Source organism: Frigoribacterium sp. PvP121 (assembly GCF_017833115.1).
Taxonomy (GTDB): Bacteria; Actinomycetota; Actinomycetes; order Actinomycetales; family Microbacteriaceae; genus Frigoribacterium; species Frigoribacterium endophyticum.
The window spans coordinates 2,082,737-2,097,079 of sequence record NZ_JAFIBR010000001.1; the positions used below are offsets into that span (position 1 = coordinate 2,082,737).

The following is a 14,343-nucleotide window of genomic DNA, read 5'->3' on the forward strand; positions in this document are numbered from 1 at the left end:
TTGGATAGTCTTTCACAGATGTCACGACCGATCAAACTTCAGCGCCCGCCGCGGTTCACCGCGGAGATCGTCGCCGACGCCCGACAGCGGCTGCTCGACCTGCTCGACGACCTCGACGGCCTCACCTCCGAGCACGCCGACGACATCGAGGTGTGGGGCTCGGCCGTCACGACGGCCGGGTGGGAGATCGCGACGCTCGGCCAGTGGCTGGGGCTGGAGGGCGAGGCGGTGCTGCTGCTCGGCGGCGCCTCCTACCCCGAGATCGCCGAGCACCAGGGCACCAGCGCGTCGGCCGTGTACGCCCGCGTCGGGCGGTCGCTGACGCTCGCCCCCTACGCGCACGCCTCAGGGGCGGACGGCGGCACCACACGGGTGTCGGCCGACGACCTCGACCAGGCCAGGGCGGACTACCGCGCCGACCGCGCGGGGGCCGACGGGGAGGGCGACGTCGAGGAGGCGGGGGTCGGCTCGGGCGCGTCGCTCGCCGACCGCATCCCCGAGGCCCTCCGTGCGGGGCCGCTGTCGACGACCGCGCTCGTGGCCGCGCTGCCGGGGTACCGCCGCAGCAGCGTCCTCTCGACCCTCAGCGTCCTGACCCGCCAGGGGAGGCTCGAGCGGGTCGGGCACGGCGTGTACGCGGTCGCCGACCCCACCGCTGCTCCCGACCCCGCCGCTGCGCCCGACCCCGGTGCGCCCGACCCCGGTGCGCCCGGCCCCGTCGCGAGCTAGCGCGCGCAGTCGATGCAGAGCCGCGCGGTCGGCCGGGCCGCGAGCCTCGCCTCGCCGATCCGGGCCGAGCACCGCTCGCAGCGGCCGAACGTCCCGTCGGCGAGCCGCCGCAGCGCCGCGTCGGCGTCGTCGGCCCGCTCGAGGGCCGACCGCCGCACCGCGTCGAGCTGCGACCGTTCGTAGGCGATCGTCGACCCCTCGGGGTCGTGCTCGTCGTCGACGTTGGCCCCCTCGCGGGCCGCGGCCACCGCCTCCATGTCCTGTCGGAGGCGCACGGCCAGGGCGAGCGCGTCGTCGCGGGTGGCGCGCAGCTGGTCGCCCGGGTCGATCACGCGACGAGCGGCGGCACCTGCTCGCCCTCGCGCGGCGGGGGCGGCGGGGTGCCGTCGCCGAAGGGCCGGCCGCCGAGCTCCTCCCGGCCGTGGGCGGTCAGCCAGCCCGACGGGTCGGGGCCGGCGGGCACGATGCCGGTCGGGTTGATGTCGCTGTGCACGACGTAGTAGTGCGCCTTGATCTGCGCGAAGTCGATCGTGTCGCCGAACCCGGGGGTCTGGAACAGGTCGCGGGCGTAGGCCCAGAGCACCGGCATCTCGGTGAGCTTCGAGCGGTTGCACTTGAAGTGCTCGTGGTACACCGCGTCGAAGCGGGCGAGGGTGGTGAAGAGGCGGATGTCGGCCTCGGTGATCGTGTCGCCGACGAGGAACCGCTGGCCCTCCAGGCGCTCGGAGAGCCAGTCGAGACGGGCGAACAGCGTGTCGTACGCCCGCTCGTAGCTCTTCTGCGACCCGGCGAACCCCGCGCGGTAGACGCCGTTGTTGACGTCGCGGAACACGACCGCGTTCACCTCGTCGATCTCGGCCCGCAGGTGATCGGGGTAGAGGTCGGGCGCGCCCTCGCGGTGGTGCTCGCGCCACTCGGTGGCGAAGTCGAGCGTGATCTGCGGGAAGTCGTTGGTGACGACCTTGCCGCTCGGCACGTCGACGATCGCGGGCACGGTGATGCCGCGGGCGTAGTCGGGCGTGCGGGCGAAGAAGGCCTCCTGCAGGCGCTCGATGCCGAGCACCGGGTCGCGGCCGTCGGGGTCGAGGTCGAAGGTCCAGCTGCGGGCGTCGTGGGTGGGGCCGGGCAGGCCGAGCGAGATGACGTCCTCGAGGCCGAGGAGGCGGCGCGAGATGACGGTGCGGTTTGCCCAGGGGCAGGCCCGGGCGGCGACCAGGCGGTACCGGCCCGGCTCGACGGGCCAGCCGTCGACGGCGTCGCGCGTGATCCTGTCCTCGATGTAGTTCGTGTCGCGGGTGTACTCCTGGCCGGGCTCGACGTACGTGCCCTTCGCCTGCTGGTCGTCGCTCATGCCCGCCACCCTACGCAGGGGCGTCCGAGAGGTCGGGCAGCTCGGCGCCCCCCGGCCCGGAGGCGGCCGAGGCACGGCTCGCCTGCCAGTCGCGCCACATCGCCTTCAAGTCCCAGGCGTTCTCCGCCTCCAGCGAGATGCCCTTCTCCCCGGTGCGCCGGGTGCGCCCCTGGATCAGCATGAGCTTGGTGCCGAAGAGCAGCGAGCCCGCCCGCGACTGGGCCTCCTCGAAGAAGGTCGCGTCGGCGCAGCCGGTGCCGTCGTCGAGGCTGATGAAGACGACCCGCTTGCCGCTGCGCATGGGCGGCGTCTGCGTGGCGATGCGGATGCCGGCGACGAGCACGGTCGTGCCGTTCCAGTGGTCGCGCAGGTCGGCGGCCCGCGTGACCCCGAGGTCGTCGAGCATCGGCCGGTAGCTCTCGACGACGTGCTCGCTGACCTCCATCGAGAGGATGTCGAGCTCGTCGCTGACCCGGTCGCGGAGGCTCACGTCGGGCGTGCCGGTCGGCACCTCGGCCGAGTCGTCGACGCTGAAGTCGAGCTGGTTCTCGACGTCGGAGGCGCGGGGCCGGGCGGTGCGCTGGGTCAGCGACCGCACACGGGCCAGCACGTCGCCCCGCGTGCGGCCCGGGCCGGCCAGCGAGTCGAGCGCCCCGACCTGCGCGAGGCGCTCCACGAGCCGCCGTGACGGCGTCGCGCGCTGCCAGAAGTCGGTGATGGAGTCGTAGGGCCGGCCCACGACGATCCGCGCGAGCTCGGCGTCGGTGATGCCGTGCACGTCGGCGAGCGAGAGCCGGATGCCGAGGTCGCCGGGGCGGCTCGGGGCGATCGGGGTCGCGGGGGCGCGCACGCGCTCGACGCTGTAGACGTCGGTCGACTGGTTGACGTCGAGCGGCAGCACGGGCACCCCCATGCGTCGTGCCTCGGTGAGCAGCAGCCGCTTCGGGTACATGCCGGGGTCGTGGGTGAGCAGCCCCGCGAGGAACTCCGCGGGGTAGTGGGTCTTCAGCCAGGCACTCTGGTAGGTGGGCAGGGCGAAGGCCGCTCCGTGCGCCTTGCAGAAGCCGAACGAGCCGAACCCCTTGAGCACCGCCCAGATCCGGTCGACCTGCGCGTCGGTGAAGCGCCTCCTGCCCCGCTCGTCGACGTTGGCCCGCGTGCGGCGCCGGAACTCCACCTCGAGGTCGTCGTCGGCGCCCTTGCCCATGTGCCGGCGGAGCTCGTCGGCCTCGGCGAGCGACACCTCCATCGTCGCCTCGAGGATCCGCAGGACGTGCTCGTGGTAGATCACGACCCCGTAGCTGTCGTCGAGGAACGACGCGAAGCTCGGGTGCAGGTAGTCGGGCTGCTGGAAGCCGTGCTTGGTGTCGAGGAAGGGCGCGACCATGTTGCCCTTCATCGGCCCGGGGCGGAACAGCGAGATGTCGGCGATCAGGTCGCTGTAGCGGTCGGGCTGCATCTTGCCGATCAGCTCGCGCTGGCCCGGGCTCTCGATCTGGAACATGCCGAGCGTGTGCGTGGTGCGGATGGCCTCGAAGGTGGGCTCGTCGTCGTGGGGGATCTCGTCGAGCTCGACCCGCCCCTCGCGGTTCACGTAGGGCACGTCGACCGAGAGGCCGCCCGCGACGGCTGCGCGGGAGCCGTTGACCCGCTCGATCTCGTCGAGGGCGTAGGCCATCGAGCTCTGCATCCGGACCCCGAGCACGTCGAGCTTGAGGAGGCCGGCGTCGTTCATGTCGTGCTTGTCGAACTGGCTCATCGGCAGGCCGATGCCGCTCGGCTGCACGGGCGTCGTGCTGAGCAGGTCGGAGTCGCCGAGGATCACGCCGCACGGGTGCATCGAGATGTGCCGGGGGAGCCGGTCGAGCCGCTCGGTCAGGTCGACGAGGAGGTCGATCTGGCCGTTCTGCCGCGCGAGGTCGGCGATGGCGCGCAGCTCGGGCTTCTCCGCCATGGCGGTGCGGAGGTCACGGGCGTTGGAGCGCCACACGTTGTTGGCGACCATGTCGATCTGCTCGTCGTCGAGGCCGAGCGCCTGGCCGGCGTCACGGACGGCCCCCCGGCCCCGGTAGGTCGACTGCATCGACATGAGGGTGACCCGGTTGCTGCCGTAGCGGTCGAAGATCGCCCGGTAGATCTCGTGCCGCCGGGCCGACTCCACGTCGATGTCGATGTCGGGCAGGGTCTCCCGCTTGTTGCCGAGGAACCGCTCGAAGAGCAGGTCGTGCTCGATCGGGTCGACGTTCGAGATGCGCAGCAGGTAGGTGACGAGGCTGCCCGCGCCCGACCCGCGGGCGGCGTTCCTGACCCTCATGTCGCGCATCAGCTGCGAGACGTCGGCGACGGTGAGGAAGTAGCCCGCGAAGCCGAAGCCCGAGATGATGCCCAGCTCGTAGCGCATGCGCTCCTCGACGGTGCGGCGGAGGCCCTGGCCCGCGTGCCCGAAGCGGGCCGTGACCCCCGCCTCCGCCCGGCGGAGCAGCACCTGGTCGGGGTCGCCCTCGACGCCGATCGCGCTCAGCTCGGGCACCTTGGGCTGCCGCCAGCGGAGGTCGGCGTCGGGGTCGAGCCGGCAGCGGTCGGCCAGCCGCTCGGTCGCGGCGAGCATCTCCTCCGCCGCCCGGCGCGACAGCGACGAGGCGTCGGCGACGAGGTGGGCGATCGCGCGCATCGCCGCGCCGTCCTTCAGGGTCGCCTGCGCGTTGGGCTGCGGCGTGAAGGAGCCGAGCGGTGCCAGGTGGCCCGCCGAGTCGAGCACGTCGGCCGTCACCGCGCCGTCGGCATCGAGGTAGCGCACCGCGTTCGTCAGCACCGCCGGCACCCCCACGTGCTCGGCGAGCTCGAGCATCCGGGCCGCGTGCCGCACGCTCCGGCTCTCGCCGGGCTCGGTGAGGTGGCAGACGACCTCGACGACGACGCCCCCCGGCAGCTCGCGGGCCCAGTCGGCGAGGAAGGCGGCGGCCGCGGTGCTGCGCCCCTCGCGCACCAGCCGGCCCACGTCGGAGTCGGGGCCCAGCAGCACCGTGGCGGAGGCGCCCTCGTCGCCCCGCAGGAACGCCCGCAGCCGGGAGCGCCCGATGGTCGCCGTGCTGTTGGCGCTGCCCGCCGCCCGGCGCGTGGCCCGGCCGTGCGCGGCGCTGATCAGGCGGCAGAGAGCCGCCCAGCCCTCGCCGGCCCGGCCCTCGCCGGAGCCGTGGGCGAGCACCACGACCCGGTCGACCGGGGCCGCGGCGGAGGCGGCCGTCCGGCTGCCGGTCGCCGTCGCCGTCGCCGCCTCCGCCCGGTCGTCGGCGCAGCCCAGCTCCACCCCGACGATCGGGTCGATGCCGGCCGACCGGCAGGCCCCGATGTGCCGGATCGCCCCGTAGAGCCCGTCGCGGTCGGTGATCGCGAGGGCGTCGGCCTCGTCGGCCGCCGCCCGCTCGACCAGCTGGGCGGGCGGGGTCGTGCCGTGGTGCGCGCTGAACGAGGAGGCCACGTGGAGGTGGGTGAAGCGCATGGTCGTGCTCCGAGTCGGGACCCCGGCCAGGTCTGGTCGAACGTGTGTTCGATCAGTGTACGTCCTCGGCTGGGCCGCACCGCCGCCGGGCTGTCATCATCGGTGCATGCCCGACCGACGCCCGAGCGGCTCCCGCCCCGACGTCCGGGGTGACGTCCGCACCGCCTCGCGGTGGGCGCGCGTCCTGCTCGGCCAGCCGCGCCTCCTGCTGGCCGTGAAGGCGGCGCTCGCCGCGGCCCTCGCCTACTGGCTGGCGCCGCACGTGCCCGGCGTGGCGGCCGAGTACCCGTACTACGCCCCGCTCGGCGCGGTGATCGCGATGTACCCGACCATCAAGGCGTCGCTCCGCCAGGGCGTGCAGACCCTGCTCGGCCTCGTCGTGGGCATCGTGCTGGCCACGGTCGTCTTCTCGCTGCAGGAGGGGCAGCCCGGCGTGCTCGCCGTCGCGGCGGTCGTCGGCGTGGGAACGCTGCTCGCGGGCATCCGCCGGCTCGGCGCCGGGCGGGACTGGGTGCTCACGGCCGGGCTCTTCGTGCTGCTGCTCGGCGGCAGCGCGACCACGGAGGGCGACCAGGCCGACTACTCGACGGGCTACGTCATCCAGGTCGCGGTCGGCGTCGTGGTCGGGCTGACGGTCAACTACCTCCTCGTGCCGCCGCTCTACGCCGGGCGGGCCGACGAGCGGCTGCGCTCGCTGCAGGCCTCGCTCGCCGACCGCACCGACGACGTCGCCGCGGTCTTCGAGGCCCGCTGGCCGCTCGAGGGCGACGACTGGGAGCGACGCGTGGCGGAGCTGCCCGGCACCCTCCGGCGGGTGCGCGACGCCGTGCAGTACGCCGACGAGTCCCGACGGCTCAACCCGCGCTGGAAGCTCCGGCGCCGCGACCTCGGCCAGGAGTACGCCGACCTCGTCGTCTTCGAGCGCGTCGGGTTCCACCTCCAGGACATGGCGGAGGTCTCCGGCATCCTGGGGCGCCGCATCGGCCGCCAGATCGGCATCGTCGAGGAGCTCGCGCCGGTCGTCGCCCGCGCCGCGCACGCCGTCGCCGAGGTCGTCCGGCTCCGGGGCGGCGACGACGTCGACGCGTTCGTCGAGGCCCGGCGCCGGGTCGCCGACCTCTGGGAGGCGATCGACGAGCACCGGCACCTGCCCACCACCGACACCAGCGGGGGCGTCTCGATCGCCGTCTCGATGGGCCGCATCATTGCCGCGCTCGACCCCGACGACACCACGGCGCCCCGACCCGACGACGACGCGGTGCCGGACGACACGGGGGCGGACGACGAGGGCGGGGGAGGCGCGGGGAGCGACACCGAGGCCGACACCGGCCCCGCCGACGGCCGCGCGGGCGACGGACCGACCGAGGGCGGCACCGACAGCACCGGCCCCGTCGACGACCCCACCGCGCCCCGCGACACCGAGCCCCGCCGGTGAACGTGCTCCCCGCGGGAGCAGTACGGTTGACCGGGCACCGGCGCCCGAGCGCGACGCGCTGCCCTCCCCGGGCGGCCCCGCGGGGGCCGGGAATGGTCCGCCGCCCGTCGCGTTGACCCACCGGGGCCCCCAGCACACCGGCGCGGACGCGCTCGTCGTCCGCAGCTCTCGGCCCGCATCGAGGAAGGACGACCATGACCACCGACACCACGTCCCCGTCGGCGGCTGCCTCCGGGCAGTTCACCATCGGAGGCGACCTCCCCGTCACCCGCCTCGGGTACGGCACCATGCAGCTCACCGGCGAGGGGGTCTGGGGCCAGCCCCGTGACCACGACGAGGCCGTCCGGGTCATCCGGCGGGCCGTCGAGCTCGGCGTGACCTTCTTCGACACCGCCGACTCCTACGGCCCCGACGTGGCCGAGCCGCTGCTGCGCGAGGCCCTGCACCCCTACGGCGACGACGTCGTCATCGCCACCAAGGCCGGCCTCACCCGCCCGGGCCCCGGCGACTGGCGACCCGTCGGCCGCCCCGAGTACCTCCGCCAGCAGGTGGAGATGAGCCTCCGCATCCTCGGGCTCGACCGCATCGACCTCTTCCAGCTGCACCGCATCGACCCGGCCGTGCCCCTCGCCGACCAGGTCGGCGAGCTCGCCGCCCTGCAGCAGGAGGGCAAGATCCGCCACATCGGCCTCTCCGAGGTCTCCGTCGACGAGCTCAAGGAGGCGCAGCAGACCGCGACCATCGCCTCCGTCCAGAACCTCTACAACCTCGCCTCCCGCGACGCCGAGGCGCTGCTCGACCACAGCGAGGCCGAGGGCATCGCCTTCATCCCGTGGTTCCCGCTCGCCACCGGCGCGCTCGCCGCACCGGGCGGGCCGCTCGACGCCCTCGCGACCGAGCACGACGCCACCCCCTCGCAGCTCGCCCTCGCGTGGCTGCTCCGGCGCTCGCCGGTCATGCTCCCCATCCCCGGCACGTCCAGCGTCTCGCACCTGGAGGACAACGTCGCCGCCGCCCAGATCGACCTCAGCGACGACGAGTTCGCCGCCCTCACGAAAGCTGCACAGTGACCGACACCACCACCCTCATCATCCTCGGAGCCTCCGGCGACCTCACCGAGCGCCTCCTGCTGCCCGGCCTCGCCAGCCTCCTGAAGAGCGACCGCGGCGTCGACGTCCAGCTCATCGGCACCGGCCGCAGCGAGCGCACCCCCGACGAGTGGGACGGCGTCGTCAAGACGGCCTTCAACGGCGACGCCGGCAGCGACCTCGCGAAGAAGACCCTCGCCTCCAGCCGCTACATGCAGGGCGACCCCACCACCGTCGAGCACCTCAAGGCCCTCTTCGAGGCCTCCGAGGGCACCCCGGTGATGTACTTCGCGCTGCCCCCGGCGATCAGCACCAAGGTGATCCAGGCGCTCGCCGAGATCGACCTGCCCGACGGCCTGCGCCTCGCCCTCGAGAAGCCCTTCGGCTCCGACGAGGAGAGCGCGCGTGAGCTGAACGCCGAGCTGCTGAAGATCGTCCCGGAGGAGCGCATCCACCGGACCGACCACTTCCTCGGCCGCGCGACCGTCCTCAACATGATCGGCCTCCGCTTCGCGAACCGCCTCTTCGAGCCGGTGTGGAACGGCGAGAACATCGAGAAGGTCGAGATCTTCTACGACGAGGTCCTCGGCCTCGAGGGCCGCGCGCAGTACTACGACAAGGCCGGCGCCCTGGTTGACATGATCCAGAGCCACCTCCTGCAGGTGCTCGCCGTCATCGCGATGGACGCCCCGTCGAGCATCGACTCGGTCGAGCTGCGCAGCGAGATCGCACGCGTGCTGCGGGCCACCTGGGTCAAGGGCGGCGACCCCGTGGCCTCGAGCCGTCGGGCGCAGTACACGGCCGGCACGATCGACGGCAAGGACGTCCCGTCGTACTCCGACGAGGAGGGCGTCGACAACGAGCGCCAGACCGAGACCCTCGCCGAGGTCGAGTTCGAGGTCAAGACGCGTCGCTGGGCCGGCGTGCCCTTCATCCTGCGCTCCGGCAAGGGCATGACGAAGATCCGCAAGGAGGTGCTGATCACCTTCAAGCCCGTCCCCGCGCTGCCCGAGGGCCTGAACGGCTCGTCGACGCCCGACACGCTCCGCATCGAGATCAGCCCCGAGACGATGGAGCTCGGCGTCACCACCAACGGCAAGGGCAACCCCTTCGACCTGGAGAAGTCCACCTTCCAGGTCACGCTGGGCAAGCCCGAGCTCACGCCCTACGGCGAGGTGCTCAGCGGGATCTTCCACGACGACCCGACCCTGTCGATCCGCGGCGACGTCGCGGAGCGCTGCTGGGCCATCGTGGCGCCCGTCGTCGACGCCTGGACGGCCGGCGACGTGCCGCTCGACACCTACGCGGCCGGCTCGACCGGCCCCGCGGACTGGCCCGCCTGATCGGCGCCGACCGCCCGGCGGCGCCCTGAGCGCCGCCCCACGACGAGGCCGCCCTGCCCACCGGCAGGGCGGCCTCGTCGTGTCCGCCGGGGCCGACGGGCGACGCCGTCTCGACGGACGGGGCGTCCGTCAGCGCCGCGCGTCGAGGGCACCGCCGATGGCGTCGGCGGCTCGCACGAGGGCGAGGTGCGACAGCGCCTGCGGGGTGTTGCCGACGTGGCGGCCCGTGGACACCTCGATCTCCTCCGAGAGCATGCCGACGTCGTTGCACCAGCCGACGAGACGGTCCATGAGCGTCACGGCGTCCTCCACGCGCCCCGACCGGGCGTACTGCTCCGCCAGCCAGAACGAGCAGGTGAGGAAGGGGTGCTCCGTGCCCTCGAGGCCGTCGACCCCCGACTCGGTGCGGTAGCGCAGCAGCAGGCCGTCCTGGAGGAGGTCGTGCTCGACCGCGGCGACGGTGCCGAGCATGCGAGGGTCGTCGGGGGCGACGAAGCCCACCTGGGCGAGCTGCAGCAGCGAGGCGTCGACCTCGGCCGAGCCGTAGTGCTGCGTGTACGTGCCCCGGTCGGCGTCCCAGCCCTGCTCCTCGACCTCGGCACGGACCTCGTCGCGGAGGCTCCGCCACCGGTCGACGGGCCCGTCGAGCCCGAACTGCTCGACGCCCTGGACGGCTCGGTCGAGGGCGGCCCAGATCATGACGCGGGAGTGGGTGAAGTGCTGCGGTTCGCCGCGGATCTCCCAGATGCCGTTGTCGGGGCGGGTCCAGTTGTCCTCGACGTACTGCATCAGGGCGCGCTGCAGCGGCCAGGAGTACTCCGACTCGGCCACCCCGAGCTGACGGGCCTCGTGCAGGGCGACCATGACCTCGCCGAAGATGTCGCCCTGGTACTGGGTGAACGCGGCGTTGCCGAGCCGGACGGGGGAGGCGCCCTCGTAGCCCGGCAGGTGCTCCAGCTCGCTCTCGTGCAGGTACCGCTCGCCGGCGAGGCCGTACATGATCTGCACGTCGGCGGGATCGCCGGCGATCGCCCGGAGCAGCCAGCCGCGCCACTTCTCGGCCTCCTCCGCGAAGCCGTGCAGGATGAGCGCCTGGAGGGTCATCGACGCGTCGCGCAGCCACACGTAGCGGTAGTCCCAGTTGCGCGAGCCGCCGAACGACTCCGGCAGGCTCGTCGTCGCGGCCGCGACGATGCCGCCCGTGTCCTCGTTCGTGAGGGCCCGGAGGATGAGCAGCGAGCGGCGCACCTCGCGGTCGTAGGCGGAGGGCTCCTGCGAGCGGGCGGCCCAGGCCTGCCACCAGCGGACGGTGTCGGCCAGCACGGCGTCGACGTCGGGAGCGGTCGGCGGCTCGCGGTGCGAGGGGTACCAGGTGAAGGTCATGTCGACGGTCTCGCCGGCCGCGACGTCGAACTCGGCGGCGTGGGTGTGGTCGGCCGCCGTGAGGTGGGGCCCCCGCACCACGACCGCGTCGGGGCCGGCGATCGCCACCAGGGCGGTCTCGTCGCCCTCGGGCAGCTGGCGCACCCAGGGCAGCGCGGCGGCGTAGCCGAACCGGATCCGCAGGTCCTCCTGCATCCGCACCGTGCCCTCGACGCCGGTCACGCGACGCACGACGTCCGCCCGCCGGTCGCCGACCGGCATGAGGTCGGTGACCTCGACGACGCCGGTCGACGTCGTCCAGCGCGTCACGAGCACGAACGTGTCGTCGACGTAGCGGCGGGTCGCCGTCGCCCCTGCCTCCGCCGGGGCGACGAGCCAGCGGCCGTGGTCGCGGTCGCCCAGCAGGGCGCCGAAGACGGAGGCGGAGTCGAAGCGCGGCAGGCACGACCAGTCGATGCTGCCGTCGGTGCCGACGAGGCACCCCGTGTGCAGATCGCCGATCAGGGCGTAGTTCTCGATGGGCAGGGGCATGGCGCCATCGAACCAGACGGCGTGGTGAGCACGCCGGGGGAGTCGCCCCCTCAGCCCCCGGTCAGCGGCGCTGGAGCGTCGGGTCGGGCCACTGGGTCTCGACCAGGGGCTTCTGCCTCCTGGCCCGGGCCCAGACGAAGAACCCGGCGAGCGTGAAGGCGCCGTAGAAGACGTACATCAGCCCGGAGGCGTAGTAGCCGGCGCTGAAGAGCAGGGGCGTGCCGACGAGGTCGACCGCGACCCAGATCAGCCAGAACTCGACCCAGCCCTTCGCCATGCCCCAGGTGGCCAGCAGCGAGCCGGTGAAGATCCAGGCGTCGGCCCAGACCGGCTCGTAGGAGCCCAGGGCGCTGAACACCGGGGTGAGCAGGGCGGTGCCGCCGACCAGGCCGACGACGAGCAGGGCACGGGTGCGGGCGCCGGCCCAGCGCGGCTCGACCGCGGTGCCCGCGTCGCCGCGGCTCTGGTTCCAGCGCCACCAGCCCCAGATCGAGACGGCGATGAACATGACCTGCCGACCGGCCTGGCCGAGCAGGTTGACCGGGTTGGGCGTGTCGAAGACCGCCCCGAGGAAGACGGTGAAGAGGAGGGCGTTGCCCACGATGCCGACCGGCCAGGCCCACACCTTCCGGCGCATCCCGCCGAGGGCGCTGAGCAGCCCGAACACGTTGCCGACGATCTCGCGCCAGAGGATCGTCTGGTCGCCGATCATCAGCTGTGCGTCGAACAACCACCGGATGACGGTCATGGGCACCTCCCTGTCTGCCGAGGCCCAGCGGGAGAACGGCTCCGGCGTGCCGGGCATTCCCGCCGCGCTCGCCGGTGCCCGGGCGCTCGTCGGGCGTCGACGCCCCTCAGGCGAAGAGCTGCTGCTCGACGGTGTCGTCGTAGACGCCGAGCAGCAGCCAGGTGCCGCCCTCCGCCGGGTCGAGCGCGAGGTCGAAGGTGCCGTCGATGCGGTGCGCCCCGTCGGTGAGCGGCAGGGCGTCGACGCGCCACACCGGCAGCTCGAGCAGCTCCGCCCCGAGGCCCCGGGGCGCCCGGGGCGCCGAGCGCCACCACTCCCGACGGGTCATCCACATCTCAGGGGCGCTGACGACGCCGTAGACCACCCCGCGCCAGACGAAGCGGAGGGGCGCCCCGCCCTCCGTGGTCTCGACCGGCACCTGTTCGTCGACCTTCACGTCGCCTCCTCGTTCGAATGTACGTTCGACCAGGAGTGTACGAAGTCCCACCGACATCGGCCAGGGGGGGGTCACCAGCGGGGCAGCGACTCCTCGACGTGGCCCACGACGCGGCCCGGGACGCCCGCCTCGTCGGCGAAGCCCCGCCACCGCGCGACCGCGTCGCGCACCTCGTCGACGACGTCCGAGGCGCCCGGCACCAGGTGGCGGTCCGCCAGCCTCATGACGTCGGCCCGGGCGACGTCGCGGAAGACGCCGTCCACCCCCATCAGGTGCTGGTACGTCCACCGGCCGGTGGGGTTGTGCGCGAACGTGACGTCGTAGGCGGGCGCGAGCTCCCAGGAGGCGGTCGGCGACCGCAGCAGGAACGACGCGTTCTTCGTGTGGTCGTCGTTGTTGGCCGCGAGCACGTTGAAGACCATCCGCCGGAACACCTGCTCCCGCGCCCCGGGCCCGCCGCCGAGCCGGGCGACGGCGTCGAAGAGCTGCCCGTAGTCGTGGACCTGACGCTGCCGGTAGTCGAGGTGGGCCGTCCCGCAGAGGGTGACCGAGTGCACCTTGCCCTCCGGCGACCGGTCGAACCGCCGCGTCATGAAGTGCGCCCGGCCCCCCTCCTCCAGCAGCCGGCACTCGCTCATCTCGATGCCCGCCGCCCTCGCCATCAGCGAGTACGCGTACTCGACCCGACCCGTGGCCGAGCCCTGGCCGAGCTCGACGTCGGCCCCGAGGCCGTCCAGCTTCAGCAGCCAGTGCTCGAACCCCTCGGGAGCTGGGAGCTGGCCCGACCGCACCTCGCCCGTCGCCCTGTCCCACGCGACGACGGCCTTGGCCCGCGCCCCTCCCGCCGAGGTGCCCACCTGGATCAGCGACCGGATCGCCGACTCCGCTCCCTCGTCGTCCGCGAAGCTCCCGTCGAGCACGCTCCGGGCCCCCTCGACCAGGGCGCTCAGCTCGACCGCGCTCGTCGTGCGGTGCCGCGGCCCCCGCGAGGGGCGGAACTCGAGGGCGCCCATCGCACGGTCGGCCATGTAGGCCAGCCGGTCGAGCGGCGTCACCGCCGCGCGCGAGACGCCCTGTCGGGCCAGCCACGCGTCGATCACCGCGTTGCCGAAGTCGTCGGGCAGCGCGTCGGCCAGCAGGGCGGGGAGGCGGTGGAACGTCGCCTCCGGCAGCTGCGGGAAGACGTGGCGCCGCACCCGGGTCGGCATCGTCAGCGGCGCGAGCTCGATGCCCCGCTCGACCCAGTCGGGCCAGTACTCGAACACGTACGCCCCGAGCCGGGGGTCCGGCGCGACCGCGCCGACGCGCATGCCCCAGGCGCTCACCTCGACGGCGGGCACCGGCACCCAGCTCACTCGTCGGCCCCTCCGGACGGGCGCTCGCCGCGTCGCCCTGCGTCGTCACGGACGACTCGGCTGGCCCGGGGGCCCCGGGGGCGGTAGACGCGACGGCGAGGGGCCGCCGGCGCCGAGCGCAGCACGTCCAGCGGGCTCACGTCGCTGTGCGGGGCGATGGTGTCGAGGGCGGACTCCGCGCCGAGCGCCCGGAGCACCCGGACGAGGCTCCGCACCGTGCTGCCGCGGCCGTTCTCGAGCGACTGGAGGGTGCTGGTCGACACGTCGGCGAGGCGCGCGAGCGAGATCTGGTCGAGGCCCTGGTCGAGGCGTCGGGCGCGCACCTGGGCGCCGATCCGCGCCTCCCACTCCGGGGTGGAGCGGGCAGCGTCGGGCTGGTCGGTGATCTCGGTCATGTCGCTCCTGTACCTGATCTTCTGATGATAGGACACGAGAACGCCTCCCA

Annotated in this window: 12 protein-coding genes; 4 read left to right on the forward strand and 8 right to left on the reverse strand. The window is 73.6% G+C overall.

All coding sequences use genetic code 11. The features are described from left to right. The first annotated feature begins 18 nt into the window (after nt 1-18). Nucleotides 19-729: a hypothetical protein gene (locus tag JOE43_RS09715; RefSeq protein ID WP_209517361.1), complete on the forward strand. Its 711-nt coding sequence runs from the start codon at nt 19-21 to the stop codon at nt 727-729. Here the strand turns inward: JOE43_RS09715 and JOE43_RS09720 are convergent. Genes JOE43_RS09720 through JOE43_RS09730 form a run of 3 tightly spaced genes read right to left on the reverse strand, consistent with a single transcriptional unit; the run spans nt 726 to nt 5,579 of the window. Beyond that, entirely contained in the window at nt 726-1,061 is a 336-nt protein-coding gene (locus JOE43_RS09720) for a TraR/DksA family transcriptional regulator (protein ID WP_307803310.1), read from the reverse strand. The two genes, JOE43_RS09715 and JOE43_RS09720, sit on opposite strands and share 4 nt — an antisense overlap. After that, the gene (locus JOE43_RS09725) at nt 1,058-2,080 is read right to left on the reverse strand and encodes a glutathione S-transferase family protein (protein WP_209517363.1); all 1,023 of its coding nucleotides are present in this window, start codon (nt 2,078-2,080) and stop codon (nt 1,058-1,060) included. Before JOE43_RS09725 ends, JOE43_RS09720 begins: the two co-directional genes overlap by 4 nt. A gap of 10 nt (nt 2,081-2,090) precedes the next feature. Further along, the gene (locus JOE43_RS09730; protein WP_209517365.1) at nt 2,091-5,579 is read right to left on the reverse strand and encodes a DNA polymerase III subunit alpha; all 3,489 of its coding nucleotides are present in this window, start codon (nt 5,577-5,579) and stop codon (nt 2,091-2,093) included. Between the two features lie 106 nt (nt 5,580-5,685). Here JOE43_RS09730 and JOE43_RS09735 point away from each other — a divergent pair, with 106 nt between their 5' ends. The 3 genes from JOE43_RS09735 (at nt 5,686) to JOE43_RS09745 (ending at nt 9,445) form a co-directional block, all read left to right on the forward strand. After that, nucleotides 5,686-7,014, forward strand: coding sequence for an FUSC family protein (locus JOE43_RS09735; protein ID WP_209517367.1), 1,329 nt, complete (start codon nt 5,686-5,688; stop codon nt 7,012-7,014). Nucleotides 7,015-7,208: 194 nt separating this feature from the next. Then, nucleotides 7,209-8,084: an aldo/keto reductase gene (locus JOE43_RS09740; RefSeq protein WP_185232326.1), complete on the forward strand. Its 876-nt coding sequence runs from the start codon at nt 7,209-7,211 to the stop codon at nt 8,082-8,084. Beyond that, entirely contained in the window at nt 8,081-9,445 is a 1,365-nt protein-coding gene (locus tag JOE43_RS09745) for a glucose-6-phosphate dehydrogenase (RefSeq protein ID WP_209517370.1), read from the forward strand. The genes JOE43_RS09740 and JOE43_RS09745 overlap by 4 nt, the downstream gene beginning before the upstream one ends. Nucleotides 9,446-9,574: 129 nt before the next feature. Here the strand turns inward: JOE43_RS09745 and JOE43_RS09750 are convergent, their stop codons facing one another. The 5 genes from JOE43_RS09750 to JOE43_RS09770 form a co-directional block, all read right to left on the reverse strand. Then, entirely contained in the window at nt 9,575-11,413 is a 1,839-nt protein-coding gene (locus JOE43_RS09750; RefSeq protein WP_280921667.1) for a glycoside hydrolase family 15 protein, read from the reverse strand. Between the two features lie 7 nt (nt 11,414-11,420). Continuing rightward, nucleotides 11,421-12,107: a nicotinamide riboside transporter PnuC gene (gene pnuC / locus JOE43_RS09755; protein WP_209517374.1), complete on the reverse strand. Its 687-nt coding sequence runs from the start codon at nt 12,105-12,107 to the stop codon at nt 11,421-11,423. Nucleotides 12,108-12,213: 106 nt separating this feature from the next. Further along, on the reverse strand, nt 12,214-12,543 hold the full coding sequence (locus JOE43_RS09760; protein WP_056054147.1) for a DUF6504 family protein: 330 nt from the start codon (nt 12,541-12,543) through the stop codon (nt 12,214-12,216). Nucleotides 12,544-12,614: 71 nt separating this feature from the next. Then, a complete protein-coding gene (locus JOE43_RS09765; RefSeq protein ID WP_209517376.1) occupies nt 12,615-13,898 on the reverse strand; it encodes a type II toxin-antitoxin system HipA family toxin in 1,284 nt (427 codons plus the stop codon). Then, entirely contained in the window at nt 13,895-14,293 is a 399-nt protein-coding gene (locus JOE43_RS09770) for a helix-turn-helix domain-containing protein (RefSeq protein ID WP_209517378.1), read from the reverse strand. Before JOE43_RS09770 ends, JOE43_RS09765 begins: the two co-directional genes overlap by 4 nt. Nucleotides 14,294-14,343: the final 50 nt, after the last annotated feature.